18 protein-coding genes and 3 pseudogenes are annotated in these 16,899 nt (G+C 66.3%); 8 read left to right on the top strand and 13 right to left on the bottom strand.

Going from position 1 to position 16,899, the window contains the following annotated elements; genetic code table 11:
• Window positions 1-53 precede the first annotated feature (53 nt).
• From phoU to pstS (DCD74_RS06175), 6 genes are all read right to left on the bottom strand, one after another.
• Window positions 54-764, bottom strand: coding sequence for a phosphate signaling complex protein PhoU (phoU, locus tag DCD74_RS06200; RefSeq protein ID WP_112926551.1), 711 nt, complete (start codon window positions 762-764; stop codon window positions 54-56).
• A gap of 40 nt (window positions 765-804) precedes the next feature.
• The gene (gene pstB / locus DCD74_RS06195; protein ID WP_112926550.1) at window positions 805-1,620 is read right to left on the bottom strand and encodes a phosphate ABC transporter ATP-binding protein PstB; all 816 of its coding nucleotides are present in this window, start codon (window positions 1,618-1,620) and stop codon (window positions 805-807) included.
• A 22-nt stretch (window positions 1,621-1,642) separates the two neighbouring features.
• A complete protein-coding gene (pstA, locus tag DCD74_RS06190; protein ID WP_112926549.1) occupies window positions 1,643-2,533 on the bottom strand; it encodes a phosphate ABC transporter permease PstA in 891 nt (296 codons plus the stop codon).
• Entirely contained in the window at window positions 2,533-3,495 is a 963-nt protein-coding gene (pstC, locus tag DCD74_RS06185; RefSeq protein ID WP_112926548.1) for a phosphate ABC transporter permease subunit PstC, read from the bottom strand. Before pstC ends, pstA begins: the two co-directional genes overlap by 1 nt.
• A gap of 90 nt (window positions 3,496-3,585) precedes the next feature.
• A complete protein-coding gene (pstS, locus tag DCD74_RS06180) occupies window positions 3,586-4,677 on the bottom strand; it encodes a phosphate ABC transporter substrate-binding protein PstS (RefSeq protein WP_112926547.1) in 1,092 nt (363 codons plus the stop codon).
• 178 nt (window positions 4,678-4,855) lie between these two features.
• Window positions 4,856-5,866 carry a phosphate ABC transporter substrate-binding protein PstS gene (gene pstS, locus DCD74_RS06175; RefSeq protein ID WP_407072226.1) on the bottom strand — a complete coding sequence of 337 codons (1,011 nt, stop codon included), beginning with the start codon at window positions 5,864-5,866 and terminating at the stop codon, window positions 4,856-4,858.
• 294 nt (window positions 5,867-6,160) lie between these two features.
• On the opposite strand from pstS (DCD74_RS06175), the gene DCD74_RS06170 reads away from it, so the two are divergent.
• Window positions 6,161-7,459, top strand: a complete 1,299-nt coding sequence (locus tag DCD74_RS06170; protein ID WP_112926545.1) for an OprO/OprP family phosphate-selective porin — start codon at window positions 6,161-6,163, stop codon at window positions 7,457-7,459.
• Window positions 7,460-7,513: 54 nt separating this feature from the next.
• Here DCD74_RS06170 and nth read toward each other — a convergent pair whose 3' ends face one another.
• From nth to DCD74_RS06155, 3 genes are all read right to left on the bottom strand, one after another.
• Window positions 7,514-8,179, bottom strand: a complete 666-nt coding sequence (gene nth / locus DCD74_RS06165) for an endonuclease III (protein WP_112927699.1) — start codon at window positions 8,177-8,179, stop codon at window positions 7,514-7,516.
• Window positions 8,180-8,289: 110 nt separating this feature from the next.
• On the bottom strand, window positions 8,290-8,649 hold the full coding sequence (locus DCD74_RS06160; RefSeq protein WP_112926544.1) for a hypothetical protein: 360 nt from the start codon (window positions 8,647-8,649) through the stop codon (window positions 8,290-8,292).
• On the bottom strand, window positions 8,650-9,432 hold the full coding sequence (locus DCD74_RS06155; RefSeq protein WP_112926543.1) for an enoyl-CoA hydratase/isomerase family protein: 783 nt from the start codon (window positions 9,430-9,432) through the stop codon (window positions 8,650-8,652).
• A gap of 151 nt (window positions 9,433-9,583) precedes the next feature.
• Between DCD74_RS06155 and DCD74_RS06150 the strand changes: the two genes are divergently transcribed.
• The 3 genes and pseudogenes from DCD74_RS06150 (at window position 9,584) to DCD74_RS06140 (ending at window position 12,024) form a co-directional block, all read left to right on the top strand.
• Window positions 9,584-10,276 (top strand): FKBP-type peptidyl-prolyl cis-trans isomerase N-terminal domain-containing protein, encoded by a 693-nt coding sequence (locus tag DCD74_RS06150; RefSeq protein ID WP_112926542.1) that lies wholly within the window; start codon window positions 9,584-9,586, stop codon window positions 10,274-10,276.
• 64 nt (window positions 10,277-10,340) lie between these two features.
• Window positions 10,341-11,161: pseudogene (locus DCD74_RS06145) on the top strand (NUDIX domain-containing protein).
• Complete coding sequence (locus DCD74_RS06140; protein ID WP_112926541.1) at window positions 11,158-12,024, top strand: sulfurtransferase; 867 nt, start codon at window positions 11,158-11,160, stop codon at window positions 12,022-12,024. The pseudogene DCD74_RS06145 and the gene DCD74_RS06140 overlap by 4 nt, the downstream one beginning before the upstream one ends.
• A 1-nt stretch (window position 12,025) precedes the next feature.
• Here the strand turns inward: DCD74_RS06140 and DCD74_RS06135 are convergent, their stop codons facing one another.
• Window positions 12,026-12,781, bottom strand: a complete 756-nt coding sequence (locus DCD74_RS06135; protein WP_112926540.1) for an enoyl-CoA hydratase/isomerase family protein — start codon at window positions 12,779-12,781, stop codon at window positions 12,026-12,028.
• An 80-nt stretch (window positions 12,782-12,861) separates the two neighbouring features.
• On the opposite strand from DCD74_RS06135, the gene DCD74_RS06130 reads away from it, so the two are divergent.
• The gene (locus DCD74_RS06130) at window positions 12,862-13,311 is read left to right on the top strand and encodes a copper chaperone PCu(A)C (protein WP_162615920.1); all 450 of its coding nucleotides are present in this window, start codon (window positions 12,862-12,864) and stop codon (window positions 13,309-13,311) included.
• Window positions 13,312-13,320: 9 nt separating this feature from the next.
• Here DCD74_RS06130 and DCD74_RS06125 read toward each other — a convergent pair whose 3' ends face one another.
• On the bottom strand, window positions 13,321-13,614 hold the full coding sequence (locus DCD74_RS06125) for a hypothetical protein (RefSeq protein WP_112926538.1): 294 nt from the start codon (window positions 13,612-13,614) through the stop codon (window positions 13,321-13,323).
• Between the two features lie 98 nt (window positions 13,615-13,712).
• Between DCD74_RS06125 and speG the strand changes: the two genes are divergently transcribed.
• Window positions 13,713-14,255 carry a spermidine N1-acetyltransferase gene (gene speG, locus DCD74_RS06120; protein WP_112926537.1) on the top strand — a complete coding sequence of 181 codons (543 nt, stop codon included), beginning with the start codon at window positions 13,713-13,715 and terminating at the stop codon, window positions 14,253-14,255.
• Between the two features lie 3 nt (window positions 14,256-14,258).
• Here the strand turns inward: speG and DCD74_RS06115 are convergent, their stop codons facing one another.
• The gene (locus tag DCD74_RS06115; protein WP_112926536.1) at window positions 14,259-15,182 is read right to left on the bottom strand and encodes a peptidylprolyl isomerase; all 924 of its coding nucleotides are present in this window, start codon (window positions 15,180-15,182) and stop codon (window positions 14,259-14,261) included.
• Between the two features lie 69 nt (window positions 15,183-15,251).
• Window positions 15,252-15,449 (bottom strand): annotated as a pseudogene (locus DCD74_RS06110) (HupB); the annotation flags it as partial.
• Window positions 15,450-15,573: 124 nt separating this feature from the next.
• Here DCD74_RS06110 and DCD74_RS06105 point away from each other — a divergent pair.
• Together DCD74_RS06105 and DCD74_RS06100 are read left to right on the top strand one after the other, a co-directional pair.
• Window positions 15,574-15,936 (top strand): PadR family transcriptional regulator, encoded by a 363-nt coding sequence (locus DCD74_RS06105; protein ID WP_112926534.1) that lies wholly within the window; start codon window positions 15,574-15,576, stop codon window positions 15,934-15,936.
• A pseudogene (locus tag DCD74_RS06100) lies at window positions 15,933-16,845 on the top strand (sensor domain-containing protein). Before DCD74_RS06105 ends, DCD74_RS06100 begins: the two are co-directional and overlap by 4 nt.
• Window positions 16,846-16,899: the final 54 nt, after the last annotated feature.

Below are 16,899 nucleotides of genomic sequence, written 5' to 3'. Positions count from 1 at the left end.
AACACGAAGCCCGCCGGGTGGCGGGCTTCGCATGTCGGACGGTGGAAAGCGCCTCAGGCGCGGCTGATCGCGCTGCTGTCGTCGCGCTTTTCGCGCGGCGGCAGCGGGTGCTGGTCGCCGTGCACGCGGAACCAGATGTTCTCGGCGATGTTGGTCGCGTGGTCGCCGATGCGCTCCATGTTCTTCGCCATGAACAGCAGGTGCGTGCAGGGCGTGATGTTGCGCGGGTCTTCCATCATGTAGGTCAGCAGTTCGCGGAACAGTGCAGTGTACTGCAGGTCCAGTTCGGTGTCGCGCTCGCGCACGCGCTGGGCGGCATCGGCGTCCAGGTCCTTGTAGGCCTTCAGGACTTCGCGCATCTGCTCGGCGGCCAGGCGGCCGAGCGCGTGCAGGCCACCGGTATGCGGCACCGGCGGCGCGGTGTTGAGCACCATCGAGCGCTTGGCCATGTTGGCGGCGTAGTCACCCACGCGTTCGATGTCGGAGGCGATGCGCAGCGCGGCCAGGATGATGCGCAGGTCGCTGGCCATCGGGCCGCGGAGCGCCAGCTTCATCACGTCCTGGCTGACTTCGTGTTCGAGCGCATCGATGGCCTCGTCGTTGGCGATGATGCGTTCGGCGGCGTTGTCGTCGCGACGCTCCATCACGTCCAGCGCGGCTTCCAGCTGCGCCACGGCCATCGCGCCCATGCGCTGGATCTCGTGGGTCAGTCGCTGCTGTTCCTCGTCGTAGCTCCTGACGATGTGGTCGTGTTCGTTGGGCATGTTCGGGGTCCTTTGATTCGAAGCGGAAGCGGCGCGTGGATCAGCCGAAGCGGCCGGTGATGTAGTCCTCGGTCTGCTGCTTCGAAGGATTGGAGAAGATGGTGGAAGTGGCGTCGTGTTCGATCAGGTCGCCCAGGTACATGAAGGCGGTGTAGTCGGAGACGCGCGCCGCCTGCTGCATGTTGTGGGTGACGATGACGATGGTGTAGTCGTGCTTGAGCTCCTCGACCAGCTGCTCGATGCGGCTGGTGGAGATCGGGTCGAGCGCGGAGGTCGGTTCGTCGAGCAGCAGCACGTCCGGGCGCAATGCCACGGCACGCGCGATGCACAGGCGCTGCTGCTGGCCACCGGACAGGCCCAGCGCGCTCTGGCCCAGCTTGTCCTTCACCTCGTCCCACAGCGCACCCTGGCGCAGCGCGTGTTCGACCCGGTCGTTCATCTCGGCCTTGCCGATCTTCTCGTGGTGACGGATGCCGTAGGCCACGTTCTCGAAGATGGTCATCGGGAACGGCACCGGCTTCTGGAACACCATGCCCACCTTGGAACGCAGGCGGTTCATCGGGAACTTCGGGTCCAGCACGTTCTCGCCGTCCAGCAGCACCTCGCCCTTCGCCTCCAGCTTGGGATACAGCGCATAGATGCGGTTGTACACGCGCAGCAGGGTGGACTTGCCGCAGCCCGACGGCCCGATCAGCGCGGTCACGCGCTTCTCCGGGATGTCCAGGTTGATGCCCTTCAACGCATGGAACTTGTCGTAGAAGAAATCCAGGCCACGCGTGGAGATCTTCACCGGCGCGGGCGCGGCGGCTTGGCCTTCGCGGACGTGCATGTGCATGGCGGGGCGTGCGTCGTTCATTTCGAGCGTCCGGTATGTGAGGTTAGTCATGGGAAATCTTGTTGCGCAGCAGGATGGCGCGTGCGAACAGGCTGACGGAGAGTACGAACAGGGTGATGACAAGGGCGCCGGCCCAGGCGATCTGTTCCCAGTTCTCGAAGCCCGAACCGGCGAACTTGTACATCACCAGCGGCACCGCCGACATCGCGCCGGTCGGGTCCATGCTGAAGAACTCGTTGCCGAAGGCGGTGAACAGCAGCGGGGCGGTCTCGCCGCTGATGCGCGCCAGCGCCAGCAGGATGCCGGTCACGATGCCCGGCAGCGCCGAGCGGTACAGCACTTGCATGATCACCTTCCACTGCGGCACGCCCAGCGACAGCGCGGCTTCGCGCATCGTCACCGGCACCAGCCGCAGCATCTCGTCGGTGGTGCGCACCACCACCGGCAGCACGATAAAGGCCAGCGCCAGCGCACCGGCGATCGCGGAGAAGCGCCCGCCGGTCTGCATCACGAACATCGCATAGACAAACAGGCCCAGCACGATCGACGGTGCCGACAGCAGGATGTCGTTGACGAAGCGCACCGCGGTACCCAGCTTGCTGCGGTTGCCGTATTCGGCCAGCCAGGTGCCGGCGGCGATGCCGAGCGGCGTGCCGATGCCGACGCCCATCGCGCACATCATCAGGCTGCCGACGATGGCGTTGCGCATGCCGCCGCGTTCCATCGGCGGCGGCTGGTCCATGGTGAAGAGGTCAAGGTTGAGGCTGGACAGGCCCTTCGACAGCAGCGTCCATAGAATCCAGCCCAGAAAGCACAGGCCGAACAGCGCGGCCAGGTTGGCCATCGCCACCGCGATCAGGTTGACGAACTTGCGGCGGCGGAACAGCGCGTCGGCGCGTTCGAAATCCTTGGCGGGCAGGGTGCGGGCGTTCATCAGTTGCCCTCCTTGCGGGCGAGCTTCATCAACATCAGGCGGGCCAGCGCGAGCACGATGAAGGTCACGATGAACAGCACGAAGCCGAGCAGCAGCAGCGCCGAGCGGTAGGTTTCCGTGGCCTCGCCGAAGTCATTGGCGATCAGCGCCGCGATGGTGGTGGAAGGCTCCAGCAGCGACGCGGTGAACTGCACCGAGTTGCCGATGACGAAGGCCACCGCCATCGTCTCGCCGAGCGCGCGGCCCAGGCCGAGGAAGATGCCGCCGATCACCGCCGAGCGTGTGTAGGGCAGCACGATGTCCCAGCTCACTTCCCACTTGGTCGAGCCGAGCGCGTAGGCCGATTCCTTCAGGCGCGAAGGCACGGTCAAAAAGACCTCGCGCATCACCGACGAGATGAAGGGAATCACCATGATCGACAGCACGATGCCGGAGGTCAGCATGCCGGCGCCGATCGGCGGTCCCTGGAACAGCCGGCCGATGACCGGCAGCGGGCCGATGTTCTCGTCCAGCCAGGGAATGATGGTTTCGCGCATCACCGGCATCAGCACGAAGAAGCCCCACATGCCGTAGATGATCGAGGGGATGCCGGCCAGCAGTTCGATCGCCGTGCCGACCGGACCGCGCAGCCAGCGCGGCGCCACTTCGGTCAGGAAGAAGGCGATGCCGAAGCTCACCGGCACCGCGATCAGCATCGCGATGAGCGCGGTGACGATGGTGCCGTAGATCGGCACCAGCGCGCCGTACTTGTCTTCGACCGGATTCCAGTCGGAAGAGGTGAAGAACGACAGGCCTTCGCTCTGCAGCACGCTGCGCCCGCCCCAGAGCATCGACAGCGCGGCGGCGGCCAGCGTGAACAGCACGAAGATCGCGGTCGCCGCCAGGATCCAGCGGAAGAGCCGGTCGTTGCGGGTGTCGCGGGTGTTGCGCGCGCTGGGCGCGGGCAGGACGGCTGCATTCATCAGCGATGCTCGAAGCGTGGAAGGCGGGGCGCGTGGCCCGTCACGGAAAAGCGCGAGGCGGCATCACCGCCCCGCGCGCGTGTCGCGGGATTACTTGAGCGACGCCCAGTAGGCCTCGACCTGCGTCACCAGCTCGGCCGGCAGCGGCACGTAGTCGAGCGACTTGGCCTGCGCCTGGCCGTTCTCGAACGCCCACTTGAAGAAGTCCAGCGTGGCCTGCTGCTTGGCGGCGTTCTTCGGCTGCTTGTAGATCAGCATGAAGTTGGTCGCGGTGATCGGCCACGCATCGGCACCCGGCGCGTTGGTGATGACTAGGCTGAAGTCCTTGGCGCTCTTCCAGTCGGCGCTGGCGGCCGCGGCGGCGAAGCTCTCGGCCGAAGGCTGCACCCAGTTGCCGGCGGCATTCTGCATGGCTGCGTACGGCATCTTGTTCTGCAGCGCGTAGGACAGCTCGACGTAGCCGATCGAGTTCTTGATCTGCTTGACGTAGGCGGCGACGCCTTCGTTGCCCTTGCCGCCCATGCCGACCGGGAAGTTCACCGTGGTGCCTTCGCCGATCTTCGTCTTGAAGTCGGCGCTGACCTTCGACAGGTAGTTGGTGAAGTTGAACGTGGTACCCGAGCCGTCCGAGCGGCGGACCACGTTGATCTTGTCGGCCGGGAGCGTGGTGCCCGGGTTCTCGGCGACGATGCGCGGATCGTTCCAGCTGGTGATCTTGCCGAGGTAGATGTCGGCCAGCACCGGGCCGGAGATGCGCAGCTTGCCGGCTTCCATGCCCGGCATGTTCACCACCGGCACCACGCCGCCGATCGCCGACGGGAACTGCGCCAGGCCGGCCTGCGCCAGCTCCTCGGACGATAGCGGCTTGTCGGTCGAACCGAAGTCCACCGTGCCGGCCTTGATCTGGGCGATGCCGCCGCCGGAACCGATCGACTGGTAGTTGATCTTGTTGGCGGTGGCCTTGTGGTAGTCCGCGGACCACTTCGAGACCAGCGGGTAGATGAAGCTGGCACCGGCGCCGGTGATCTCGGCGGCGACCTTGTCGCCGGCCTGCGTCGCGCCATCGGCCTGCGCGCCCGCGGCGGGCGGGGTGGCGTCGGCGGTGTCGGACTTCTTGCAGCCGGCGACGAAAACGGTGGCGGCAAGGGCGAGGGCGGCGATGCGCACCGGGGTCGTATTCATGGCAACTCCTGGAAACATGGGCGTGGCCGCGGGTCCGCGACGGTGTGCCTATGGAAATATTTCAATGTGACAACCAGGTTACGAATCGTCACAAATCCGCCTCGACCGGCATTGGTGCACAAAAAAAGCGCGGACCCGTGGGCCCGCGCCAAATTTGCTCTGGAGGTTTTCTGCTGGCTCAGTAGGCCATGTTCTGGGCCCAGTAGGTCTCGATCTGCTTGACGAGGGCGTCGGGCAGCGGCACGTAACCCAGCTTGCGTGCTTCCGCATCGCCATTGGCGTACACCCAGCGGAAGAATTCCTTCGCGGTCTTGGCGCCTGCCGCATTCTTCGGCGAGCGGTGCATCAGGATGAAGTTGGTTGCGGTGATCGGCCAGCTCTCTGCGCCCGGCGCATTGGTCATGACGAGGTGGAAGTCCTTGCTCGCCGCCCAGTTGGCGTTGGCAGCGGCGGCTTGGAAGCTGTCGTCGCTCGGGACGATGTAATTGCCCGCGGAGTTCTTCAAGCGGCTGTATGCCAGCTTGTTTTGCAAAGCAAATGACAATTCGACGTAGCCAATCGCGCCCTTGATCTGCTTCACGTAACCCGACACGCCTTCGTTGCCCTTGCCGCCGATACCGACAGGCCAGCGCACCGAAGTGCCTTCGCCCACTTTGGACTTCCACTCAGGGCTCACCTTCGACAAATAGTTGACGAAGTTGAAGGTGGTGCCAGACGCGTCCGAGCGACGCACCACCGTGATCTTCATGGCGGGCAGGTTCACGCCAGAGTTGAGTGCGACGATGCGCGGGTCGTTCCACATCGTCACCTTGCCCAAATAGATGTCGGCCAAAAGGTCGCCGTCCATCTTCATTGCGCCGGCTTTGACGCCCGGAATGTTCATCGCGGGCACGACGCCGCCGATCACCGACGGGAATTGCGCCAACTTGAACTGGCCCAGCTCCTTCGGCGAAAGCGGCGCATCGGACGAGCCGAAGTTCACCGTGCCGGCTTTGATCTGGGCGATGCCGCCGCCGGAACCAATCGATTGGTAATTGATCTTGTTGCCGGTGGTGCGGGCGTAGTCGGCCGACCACTTCGACATCACGGGATACACAAATGAAGCGCCTGCGCCCGTGGATTCGGCGGCGTGCGCACTGAGACTAAGGCTGGCGGCCAGCGCCAACACGGGGAGGGTGGTCTTGAAGATGTTGCGCACGGTGCACTCCGGGAAATCAGGATGGGTAGGAATCGCAGTGCATTCGACGCGTTATTGATGACAGATCGTTGATGACTAGATGACGTTTTGGTGACATCCAGAAGGCGCGCGCGATTTTCCACCACATTCCCGAACGTGATCGAATAACGACCACGCGTCATCGAACTGCAATATTTAATCCACCTAATAGTCACATCGCTCAGACAATCTGGCGCCGCTTTGACGCTTCCTTAACGGCATCGCCTTTGGTGCCCGACACATCACACCTACCGAGTGGAGTAACCCATGCGAGTTTCCGTCCTGGCCCTTTCATTGGCCGCCGCTGCAGGCATTAGCCCTGCCGCTTACGCCCAGAACGCCAGCAGCGCCGAATTGGCTGCCTTGCGCGAGCAGATCAAGATGCTGGAGTCCAAGGTCACCGAGTTGGAAGAACGTGCCGATGCCCAGCAGGACATCAACGTGACCAGCAAGGAAGAATTCGACAAATTGTCGGACAACCTGCCCAAAGTGGAAACCAAGGGCGGCATCAAGGTCACGTCCGCGGATAAAAAATTCGAAGCCTCGCTGGGTGGCCGTATCCACTTCGATACCTATTTGTTCGATCGTGATCGCGCAGCCGTTACTGCAGGTAACGAGTTTCGCCGCGCTCGCCTGACGCTGTCGGGCAAGGCGCTGGGTTGGGACTACAAGATGGAACAGGATTTCGCCGCCGGTACCAACTTGGACGGCCTGCGTGATCTGTATATCGCCAAACAAATTGGCCCAGGCAAGTTGACCATCGGTCACTTTAAGCCCTACCGCTCGATGGAAGAACTGACCAGCTCCAACGAAATTCTGATGATGGAGCGCCCGTTTGCCTCGGCCACGGGTTTGTACAACGGTCGTCAGTTCCAGCAAGGTGTGGGTTACTTGATGGGTGGCCCGAACTACACCTTCGGCGCCTCGGCGTTCACCTTGCGCGCGACGCCGACAGCGCGTAACGAGGGTGTCGGTTTTGCGAGCCGCGCGACTTGGGCACCGATCAACGATGCGGAAAGCACCTTGCACCTTGGCGTGTCGTACAGCAACGAAAACAGCAACCAAGGCACCCCGACGTTGACCGCCGTGTCTAACTACGCGGGTCGTCGCGGTCCTTCGCAAACCATCGCAGCGATCACTGCGGGTAGCGCAAAGAGCATCAGCACGATTGGTGTTGAAGCGGCCGGCTCGTTCGGCCCGGTATTCGTGCAAAGCGAGTTTGCGCGCGCCGATTTCGATATGCCGATCGGTCCCGCCCAGCAAGTTGACACGTGGTACGTGCAGGGCAGCTGGCTGTTGAGCGGCGGCCACAAGCCGTACAAGTCGGCAAATGGTGTGTTTGGTTCGGCTACCGTGCCGGACGGCGGTGCATGGGAATTGACGGCCCGCTATGACACCATCGAGAACAAAGACATCGCGAACCGTCGCGCCAACTCTGCAATCTTCGGCGTGAACTACTACGTCAATCCGAACCTGCGCTTCATGTTCAACTACACGCGCGGCGAAAACGAAGTCAACGGTGACAAGACCGGTCAGTACGCATTACGCACGCAATTCGCGTTCTAAGCGGCCACTGGAAACGAATGAAACAACGCCTCGGAAATCCGGGGCGTTGTTCTTTTAGGCGGTGCAAGTCAGCGTTTTTGCCGTCAGTTCCAAAGATTTTTCCGGCCAATGGCACAGATCAAACACCGGGCACAGCGCGCATTCCGGTTTGCGTGCCTTGCAGATGTAACGCCCGTGCAGGATCAGCCAGTGGTGGGCGTGGCGCAGGTACTCCGTCGGCACGCGCGTGAGCAGCCGGTCCTCCACCGCGCGCACGCCCTTGCCGACGGCCAGGCCGGTGCGGTTGCCGACGCGGAAGATGTGCGTGTCCACCGCCATCGTGGAATGACCGAAGGCGGTGTTGAGCACCACATTGGCGGTCTTGCGGCCGACGCCGGGCAGCGCCTCCAACGCGTCGCGGTCTTCCGGCACCTCGCCACCGTGGCGTTCCAGCAGCAGTTCCGCCAGCCGCACCACGTTGGCCGCCTTGGTGTTGAACAGCCCGATGGTGGCGATGTAGGGCTTCAGTCCCTCCACGCCGAGCGCGGCGATGGCGGCCGGCGTGTTGGCGACGGGGAAGAGCTTGCGCGTCGCCTTGTTGACGCCGACGTCGGTGGCCTGCGCCGAGAGCGCGACCGCCACCAGCAGTTCGAACGGCGTGGTGTATTCCAGCTCGGTCTTCGGTTCGGGGTCGAGCGCGTGCCAGCGGCGGAAGGCTTCGTGGATCTCGGCGGCGCTCATCGGCTTGGCGACGCGGGGCGCTTTCGCCGATGTTTTGCCGATGGATTTCGATGCCGCGGCCTTGGCTTTCTTCGTCGCCTTTTTCGTGGCCTTGCCGCCGACCGGCGGGCTCATCGCTTCGCCTTCGCCAAGGCGCGTGCCAGTGCGGCCGCCGCGGCATTGGGCAGGGCAGGGGTGGGGGAGGCGGCCTCGGGCTGCGCTTGCGGCGCCTGCCGCTGCCGGCGTTCGGCCTGCAGCCGCGCCAACCGCGCATCGCGCGCCCGATGGCGATCTCGCGCGGCCAGTGCGGTGACGCGTGCGTGGCGTGCCTCGATCAGGCGGGCGATGTCGCCATCGGCCAGCCCGGCATCGCGGGGCGAAGCGACATCGCCCATCCACGCCAGCAGGCCCAGTGCGAAGGCGGCATCGATGTCGTCATCGGCCACCGCGCGGGCCAGCGCCGGCCAGTCGATGGCACGCACGTCGGCCACTCAGCGGCCCTTGAATTCCGGTTTGCGCTTTTCGAGGAAGGCCGAAGTGCCCTCGCGCATGTCGTCGGTGGAGAACACCAGGCCGAACTGCGCGGACTCGTATTCCAGCCCTTCCTCGATGCCGCATTCGCCCCCGATGTTCACGCAGTCGAGCATCGCGCGGAGTGCAAGCGGGGCGGCGTTGGCGAGCTGGGTGGCGAGCTTCGTTGTCTCCGCCATCAGCTCGGCGGCCGGCACCACGCGGTTGACGATGCCGAGTTCGCGCGCGCGTTCGGCGTTGACCGGCGCACCGCCGAGGCAGAGTTCCAGCGTCGCGGCGCGGCCGGCCAGTCGCAGCAGGCGCTGGCTGCCACCGAAGCCGGGGATCAGGCCCAGGTTGATCTCGGGCTGGCCGACCTTGGCGCTGTCGGCGGCGATCCGCAGGTGGCAGCACATGGCGAGTTCCAGCCCGCCGCCCAGCGCGAAGCCGTTGACGGCGGCGATGACCGGCTTCGGCATCTTTTCCACGCGGCGCATCATGCGCTGGCCGCGCAGGGAGAAATCGCGGCCTTCGACCGGGGTCAGGCCGTTCATCTCGCTGATGTCGGCGCCGGCGACGAACGCCTTCTCGCCCGCACCGGTCAGCACGACCACGCGCACGGCGGCGTCATTGGCGGCGTCATCGAAGGCGGCGTGCAGGGCGTCGAGCGTGGCGCTGTTGAGCGCGTTGAGCTTGTCGGGGCGGTTGACCGTGATGGTGCGGATGCCAGCTTCGGTGGCGATGGACAGGGGCGAATCGGACATGAATCCTCGCGACGGCCGGGGCCGTTGAAATGAATGGGGAACCATCGGCCCAGGCCACGGTCCATATGGCGTCAGTGGCGGTTAAGGCCGGTGCCGACTATCCTAACGCGTTGTTTTTTGGCCGCGGCCATCCCATCACAGAGAGATGTCTATGAAATTGCGTTTGCTGGCCGCCGCCGTTGCGGCTCTTACCCTGACCGCAGGCATCGCCGGTGCGCAGGACCTGAATTCCGAGAAGGGCAAGCTGAGCTACGCGTTCGGTTACGACTTTGCACGCAATCTGGCCGAGAGCGGTGAGCAGATCGACACCGCCGCCGTGGTCAAGGCCGTGCAGGACGGCCTGGCCAAGAAGAACCCGGCCATTACCCCGGACCAGGCCAAGCCCGCGCTGGAAGCCTTCCAGAAGCGCCAGCAGGCCAAGGCCCAGGCCGCGCAGGCCGAGTTCAACAAGATCGCCGGTGAAAACCGCACCAAGTCCACCACCTACCTCAACCAGTACAAGACCCAGGCCGGCGTCAAGACGCTGCCGGGCGGCGTGATGTACCGCGTGCTGGAGAACGGCACCGGCCGCAAGCCGACCCTGACCAATACCGTGTCGCTGCAGGTGCTGGGCCCGATGCCCTTCGGCATGCGTCCGCAGCAGGCGCAGTCGCCGCAGACCCCGAACGTCAAGGTCAACGAGATCGAGATGCAGGCCATGCGCGATGTCATCACCCAGATGCCGATGGGCTCGAAGTGGGAAGTCGTGCTGCCGTCCGAGAAGGCCTTCGGCAACGATCCGCGCTCGGGCTTCCCGCCGAACGTCGCGGTCGCCTTCGAGATCAAGCTGGTCAACGTCCAGTAATCCCGATGGCATGATGGAGCGCCGGTTCCCCCGTGGAGCCGGCGCTTTCTTTTTGCCCGATCCGATGCAGATTCCCCCATCCACCCAGACCATCGCGAGCCCGTGCAGCGGCGTCTGCCAGCTGGACCCGGCCGGCCTGTGCCTGGGCTGCCGGCGCAGCGGCCCGGAGATCGCCCGCTGGCGGCAGATGGGCGATGACGAGCGCCGGCACTTCTTGCACGACATCCTGCCGGCACGCGGCTGGGTGCCGCTGCAGCCGGTGGAGGAATGAGCGCCGCGCTGGACCGCGTGCTGCGCGCGCTGCATCCGCTGGATGCCTTGCCCGCCGAGCGCGCCTGGAACCACGGCCAACTCGATGACCTGATGCCGCCCACCCTGCGCGAGGCGGCGGTGCTGATGGGCCTGGTCGACCGCGAGGACGGCCCGCGCGTGCTGTTCACCCGCCGCACCGAGCACCTGCGGCACCACGCCGGCCAGGTGAGTTTTCCCGGTGGCGCGATGGAGCCGGGTGACGCCGATGCGGTGGCCGCCGCGCTGCGCGAGACCCACGAGGAAATCGGGGTGGAGGCGGCTTCGATCGAGCCGCTCGGCCTGCTCGACCCCATGGCCACCATCACCGGCTTCCGCGTGGTGCCCGTGGTGGCCCGCATCGACCCCGGTTACCGCGCCATCCCCGACCCGAACGAAGTGGCCGAAGTCTTCGAACTGCCGCTCGACTTCCTGCTCGCGCCCGACAGCCTGTTCCACGCCGAAATGCCGTGGCGCGGCCGCATCCGCCGGATCGCCGAGCTGCGGCCGTGGCCGGGCGGCGCTCACGCCCGCGTATGGGGCGCCACCGCCATCATCATCGACAACCTGCGCCAACGCCTGGAGGCCCTGCCATGAACGCCACGACCGGATGGACCACGCTGGTGGACGCCGCCACGCTCGCCGGTGCCTTGGGCCGCGACGACCTGGTCCTGCTGGACTGCCGCTCGGTGCTGACCGATCCCGACGCCGGCGCGCAGATGTATGCCGATGGCCATCTGCCCGGCGCGTTCCACGCCAGCCTGGAGCGCGACCTGTCCGACATGGCGCAGGCCGGGCAGGGCCGCCACCCGTGGCCGCGCGCCGACGCGTTCGCGCGCACGCTGGCGCAGTGGGGCATCGGGCCGGAGACCCAGGTCGTCGCCTACGACGCCGACAACGGCATGTACGCCGCCCGCGCCTGGTGCTTGCTGCGGATGGCCGGCCATGAACACGTCGCCGTGCTCGACGGCGGCCTGAAGGCCTGGCAGGCCGGCGGCTTCCCCATCGACAACATCGTGCCGATGCTGGATGGCGATGTCGCACCGGTGGCGGGCGCGTTCGACCACGCGCGCCTGTTCGACCATGACGATGTCGCCGCGCATGTCGAACACGGCGGCCTGCTGGTCGATGCCCGCGCGCCCGAACGTTTCCGTGGCGAGGTGGAGCCGATCGACCGCAAGGCCGGCCACGTGCCGGGCGCGGTCAACCGCCCCTTCGTCGCCAATCTGGATGCCGAAGGCCGCTTCAAGCCGCGCGAGGTGTTGTTCGCCGAATTCGCCGAACTGCTCGGTGGCCGCACGCCGTCCGACATGGTGGCGATGTGCGGCTCCGGCGTGACCGCCTGCCACCACCTGCTGGCGATGGCGCATGCCGGCCTGCAGGGCGCGAAGCTCTACAAGGGCTCGTGGAGCGGCTGGATTTCAGACGACGCGCGCCCGGTCGCCACCGGCGCGGCCTGACTCAACTTTTGCCGAGTTTCGCCAGCAGCGCGCGTAGGCCCTGCTGGGTATCCGGGTGCAGCCAGTCGCGCAGGGGCTGGTCGATGTCGAGATGTTCCGGCGACAGTGCGCGGACCAGATCGGCGCGGCCCATCGCGCGGGTGGTGAGCATCGGTGCGCGCGGCAGGGCTTCCAGCGCGGCCAGCCATTCAAGCGCGGCGGCGACGGTCTCGCCGGGTGGCACCAGCGCGTCGATCATGTGGATGGCGAGTGCCTCGCGCGGCTCGATCATCGCGCCGACCAGCAACATGCGTTCGGCGATGCGCCGGCCCACCGTGCGCCGCAACAGGTGCTGCACGCTTTCCGGCACGGCGAGCCCGACCTGGGTCTCGTTGAGGCCGATCCGGATCGGCGCGTCGGCCATGATGCGGTGGTCGCAGCACAGTGCCAGCACGCAGCCACCGGCCGGCGCGTGGCCTTCGATGGCGGCGACTACCGGCACCGGACATTCGGCCAGCGCGCGTGCCGCGGCGAAGAACGCTTCCCAGCCCGCGCGCAGAGCCGAAGCGTCATCGCCCAGACCCATCAGATAGGGCACGTCGAGGCCGGCGGAAAACACCCGCGCACCGCCCGACAGCACAATGCCGTGAGCGCCATCGTCCACCGCCCGCGCCAGCGCATCGACCAGTGCGTTGCACAGGGTCGGGTCGAGCGCGTTGACCGGCGCGCGCGCCAAGGCCAGGTGGATGTGCGGGCCGTGGCGTTGCGAATCGATCATGCGGAACTCCGTGAACGGTGTGGATGGTGATGAGGTCTTGGCCGTGCGACCACGGCAGCGAGTCCCTATCATGCCTCGTCATGAAGCCGATCAAGTCCGCGTTCTTCGTTGCCATCGCCGCGTTGTCGATGGCGCTCCCGCTCGCCGCACGCGAGAAGCCCGCCTGCATGCCGCAGGTGCAACAGGGCTGGATCCGCCTGCTGCCGGGCGGAATGCCGATGCACGGCGGCTTCGCGCGGATCGAGAACCGGTGCCCGGCGCCGGTCAGCATCGTCGGCGTGAGCAGCAGCAGCTACGGCAGCGTGGAGCTGCACGAGACGCGCAATGTCGATGGGGTGATGCGGATGCGTGAGCTGCGCGAGCTGCGCATCGCGCCGAAGGACGCCGCCACGCTCAAGCCCGGCGGCATGCACCTGATGTTGATGGACCCGAAGCCGACGGTACGCGGGGGCAGCCGCATCGCACTGGTGTTCAAACTGTCCGACGGGCGCGAATTCGTCGGCGAATTCATCGCCCGCAAGCCGGACTGAGGGCGGGGCTCAGTCCTCGTCTTCCTCGAATTCGACCATCGCGTCGAGGTCGAACGCCAACTCTTCCAGTGCCTGGCGTACGCGTCGCGCGGTGGCGGCGTTGGGCGCTTCCACTTCGATCTCGTGCATGTCGGGGCCGCCGACATCCGACAGCCCGGCCGAGCTGGAATCGGCATCGTCCATATGCGACATCAGGTCGGCGATTTCCTCGACATGTTCGATGCCGTCGATGCTCTGCAGCAGGTTGCTGATGGCGCGGACATCGTCCTCGCTGCCGGTGATGCGCACTTTCAACATGGGCATGGCGGAGTCTCGGGTGTCGAGGGGAGCCGCTAGCCTAGCAGCCCCATGCGGGTGCGGCATCGCATGCCAATCACGTTCCCGGCGGGTAGGCTTGGGCGATGGAAAACACGCCTGCCGCCGCCCTCGTGGTGCTGCGCCCGCTTGAACGCGGGGACCTGAATTTCGTCCACCAGCTCAACAACAACCGCAACATGATGGGCTACTGGTTCGAGGAACCCTACGAGTCGTTCGTGGAGCTGGAGGAACTCTTCGCCAAGCACATCCACGATCAGAGCGAACGCCGCTTCATCATCGAGGACCGCGACCGGGTACGCGTGGGGCTGGTGGAACTGGTGGAGATCAACCACCTGCACCGGCGCGCGGAGTTCCTGATCATGGTGGCGCCGGAATTCCAGCGGCGCGGCTATGCCGGCGTGGCCACGCGGCTGGCGATCAACTACGCCTTCCGTGTCCTCAACCTCTACAAGCTGTACCGGGTGGTGGACGTGGACAACGCGCCGGCGATCAAGGTGTACGAGCGTTGCGGCTTCCAGCAGGAGGGCCTGTTGAAGGACGAATTCTTCAGCGATGGCCGCTACCGCAGCGCCTACCGGATGCGCCTGTTCCAGCACGAAGTCCTGGGCGGCGACCGGCAGGTCTGACGCTTACGGCTTGGCGGGCGTTCGCACCGGGATCGGGATGTTGCACAGGTCGATGTGGCCGGCGGGCTCGGTATAGAAATCGTCCTTGCGGTTGCGCCGCGCTTCGGTGGCGGCGCGGAAGGTGGCGCTGTCGGTGCGCAGGATTTCCAGCGGCGTGCGTTCGGCTTCCGGCAGTTCGCTGGCCAGCGCGATGCGCTTGATCGGCGTGCGCTGTGCGGGATCCTCGTAGAAGCCCATCGGCTCCGGGCCGCGCGGCGTGGCGCTCAGCAGTTCCATCCCCTTGACCACGCGGCCGACCATGGTCAGCTGGTGGTCGAGCGCGCGCGGGGCCTGGCCGATCACCACGTAGAGCTCGGCGCCGATGCTGCTGTCCGGCGCGTTGTTGCGGCCGGCGCCGACCACGCCGTAGCAATGCGGCATCCACATGCGGTTTTTCTTGGGATCGCGGGCGGCGGGGAAGCCTTCGCTGAAACCGACCTGCGGCGCCCAGCCATCGACATCGGGGATGCGGGTGAACGGTGCGCCCTTGATCGCGCGGGTGAACTCGGCGGGCAGCTTCTCCTTGGTGCCATCGGGATGCGGCTTCGCCTTGGCGGCGTCATCGGCATCGGCGTCGCCGAACTGCACGACGAAATTGTCCTGCGCGCGATAGATGCTGGTGCCGTCCCAGAAGCCGCCTCGCGCCATTGTCTTGATGTTGGCGACGTGCGCCGGCGCGAATCCGGGCGCCAGTTCGATGACCACGCGCCCGCCGGGCAGTTCCATGTACAGCGTGTTGGCCGGGTCCAGCGCGCGCCAGTCGCCGGCCGGGCTGGCGTCGATGATCTGCTTGGCGCTGCGGTAGGTGGACTTCTTCGGCGTGTCGGCGGCCTGTACGGCGAGGGGGAGCAGGGCGGTCAGGGCGAGGGTGAGCGGCAGGCGCGACATGGAGGCTCCGGCAATCGGGGAATCCCCGGAGCATAGCCGCGGCTCGTCCGGCGCGGGAGGTCAGCCGGTTTTCTTCGCCACCTTCTTCGCGGCGCGCTTGCGGCCGCTGCCGGACAGCTTGCCGCCGCCGTCCTGCTTGTTGACGGTGGCCCAGGCGATGCGCTCGGCGTCCTCGCGGCTGCGGCCGGCGTCCAGCTCGCTTGCCTCGATATGCGCGGCCTGGCGCTTCTGCTTGTCGGTGTAGGCGGATTTGTCGCCGCGGGTCATGGGCAGGCTCCGTGCGGGCCTCCGAGGCTGCCTCCAGCCCGATGAAGGGTGGGTGGATTACTAGTGGCACATCCGCTATATCGAGATTCGCAATAGATTGGTCCGCAACAAGGGTGGGCCTGCGATGGAAGACGATCCGCTGCTGCGCAAATTCCAGAAAGAACTCTCCGCCGGCACGGTCTCGCTGGCGCTGCTGGCGGTCGTGGCGGCGGCTGCCGAGCCGCTGTACGGCTACCAGATCGCCAAGTCGCTGGAGCAGCTCGGCGGCGGCGTGTTGGCCGGCAAGCAGAGCGCGCTGTACCCGGTGCTGCGCAACCTGGAGGCGTCGGGGCTGCTGGAAAGCTTCGTCGAGCCCTCCGCCAGCGGCCCGCCGCGCCGCTATTACCGCGCCACGCCGGCTGGCCAGGACGCCCTCGCGCGTTGGGCCGAAGCCTGGCGTGCCACCCGTGATTCCGTTGATGTCGTGCTGAAGGGGAAATTCGAATGAACAGCGTGTTGCCGACCACCATCCCCGCCTACCTGGCGCAACTGCGGCGCTCGCTGGAAGGCGCCGACGCCGCGATGATCCAGGACGCGCTCTACGACGCCGAGGAATACCTGCGCGCCGAACTGGCCGCCCATCCCGGCAAGACCGAGGCCGAGGTCATCGCCGACGTGGCCGGCAGCTACGGCGCGCCCGACGAGGTCGCCGACATCTACCGCGACACCGAGGCCAAGGTGGAAGCCGCGCTACGTCCGTTGCCGTCGAAGGCGGCGGTGGCGGCCGCGTCACCTTCCCTCTGGCGGCGCGTGTTCGGCGTGTTCACCGACGCGCGCAGCTACGGCGCGCTGTTCTACATGCTGCTGTCGATCGCCAGCGGCATCTTCCTGTTCACCTGGACGGTGGTGGGCATGAGCCTGTCGGCCCGGCCTGTTGATCCTGATCATCGGCCTGCCGTTCTTCGTGCTGTTCGTCGGCGCGAGCCGGGTGCTGGCGCTGGCGGAGGGCCGCGCGGTCGAGGCCCTGCTCGGCGAGCGCATGCCGCGCCGCCCGCAGCACGCCGATGTGGAACTGCCGCTGCTCAAGCGCATCGGTGCGATGTTCACCGACCCGCGCACCTGGGGCACCTTCCTGTATTTCCTGCTGATGCTGCCGCTCGGCACCGCCTATTTCACCGTCGCGGTCACCGGGCTGTCGCTGTCGCTGTCGCTGATGCTGGCGCCGCTGCTGCGGCTGTTCTCCGCGCATGTCGAAGTGGTGCTGTTCAACGACGTCGACCTGCTTGGCAGCTATCCCTTCCTGGCGCCGCTGGTGATGCTGGCCGGTTTCCTGGTGCTGACGCTGACGATGCATCTGGCGCGCGCCATCGGCCGCTGGCACGGGCTGCTGGCCAAGCACCTGCTGGTCAAGGTCTGAGGTCGCCGCCAACATAAAGCCCGCCTCGGATCGGGGCGGGCTTTCCTGTGTGCC

Origin of the sequence: Lysobacter oculi, from assembly GCF_003293695.1 — a bacterium.
Taxonomy (GTDB): Bacteria; Pseudomonadota; Gammaproteobacteria; order Xanthomonadales; family Xanthomonadaceae; genus Solilutibacter; species Solilutibacter oculi.
This window is presented reverse-complemented; position numbering and strand designations above follow the sequence as displayed.

Coding starts and splice junctions, on each gene's coding strand:
- phoU (WP_112926551.1), bottom strand. CDS start 764: ATGCCCAACGAACACGACCACATCGTCAGGAGCTACGACGAGGAACAG.
- pstB (WP_112926550.1), bottom strand. CDS start 1,620: ATGAACGACGCACGCCCCGCCATGCACATGCACGTCCGCGAAGGCCAA.
- pstA (WP_112926549.1), bottom strand. CDS start 2,533: ATGAACGCCCGCACCCTGCCCGCCAAGGATTTCGAACGCGCCGACGCG.
- pstC (WP_112926548.1), bottom strand. CDS start 3,495: ATGAATGCAGCCGTCCTGCCCGCGCCCAGCGCGCGCAACACCCGCGAC.
- pstS (WP_112926547.1), bottom strand. CDS start 4,677: ATGAATACGACCCCGGTGCGCATCGCCGCCCTCGCCCTTGCCGCCACC.
- DCD74_RS06170 (WP_112926545.1), top strand. CDS start 6,161: ATGCGAGTTTCCGTCCTGGCCCTTTCATTGGCCGCCGCTGCAGGCATT.
- nth (WP_112927699.1), bottom strand. CDS start 8,179: ATGAGCGCCGCCGAGATCCACGAAGCCTTCCGCCGCTGGCACGCGCTC.
- DCD74_RS06155 (WP_112926543.1), bottom strand. CDS start 9,432: ATGTCCGATTCGCCCCTGTCCATCGCCACCGAAGCTGGCATCCGCACC.
- DCD74_RS06150 (WP_112926542.1), top strand. CDS start 9,584: ATGAAATTGCGTTTGCTGGCCGCCGCCGTTGCGGCTCTTACCCTGACC.
- DCD74_RS06140 (WP_112926541.1), top strand. CDS start 11,158: ATGAACGCCACGACCGGATGGACCACGCTGGTGGACGCCGCCACGCTC.
- DCD74_RS06135 (WP_112926540.1), bottom strand. CDS start 12,781: ATGATCGATTCGCAACGCCACGGCCCGCACATCCACCTGGCCTTGGCG.
- DCD74_RS06130 (WP_162615920.1), top strand. CDS start 12,862: ATGAAGCCGATCAAGTCCGCGTTCTTCGTTGCCATCGCCGCGTTGTCG.
- DCD74_RS06125 (WP_112926538.1), bottom strand. CDS start 13,614: ATGCCCATGTTGAAAGTGCGCATCACCGGCAGCGAGGACGATGTCCGC.
- speG (WP_112926537.1), top strand. CDS start 13,713: ATGGAAAACACGCCTGCCGCCGCCCTCGTGGTGCTGCGCCCGCTTGAA.
- DCD74_RS06115 (WP_112926536.1), bottom strand. CDS start 15,182: ATGTCGCGCCTGCCGCTCACCCTCGCCCTGACCGCCCTGCTCCCCCTC.
- DCD74_RS06105 (WP_112926534.1), top strand. CDS start 15,574: ATGGAAGACGATCCGCTGCTGCGCAAATTCCAGAAAGAACTCTCCGCC.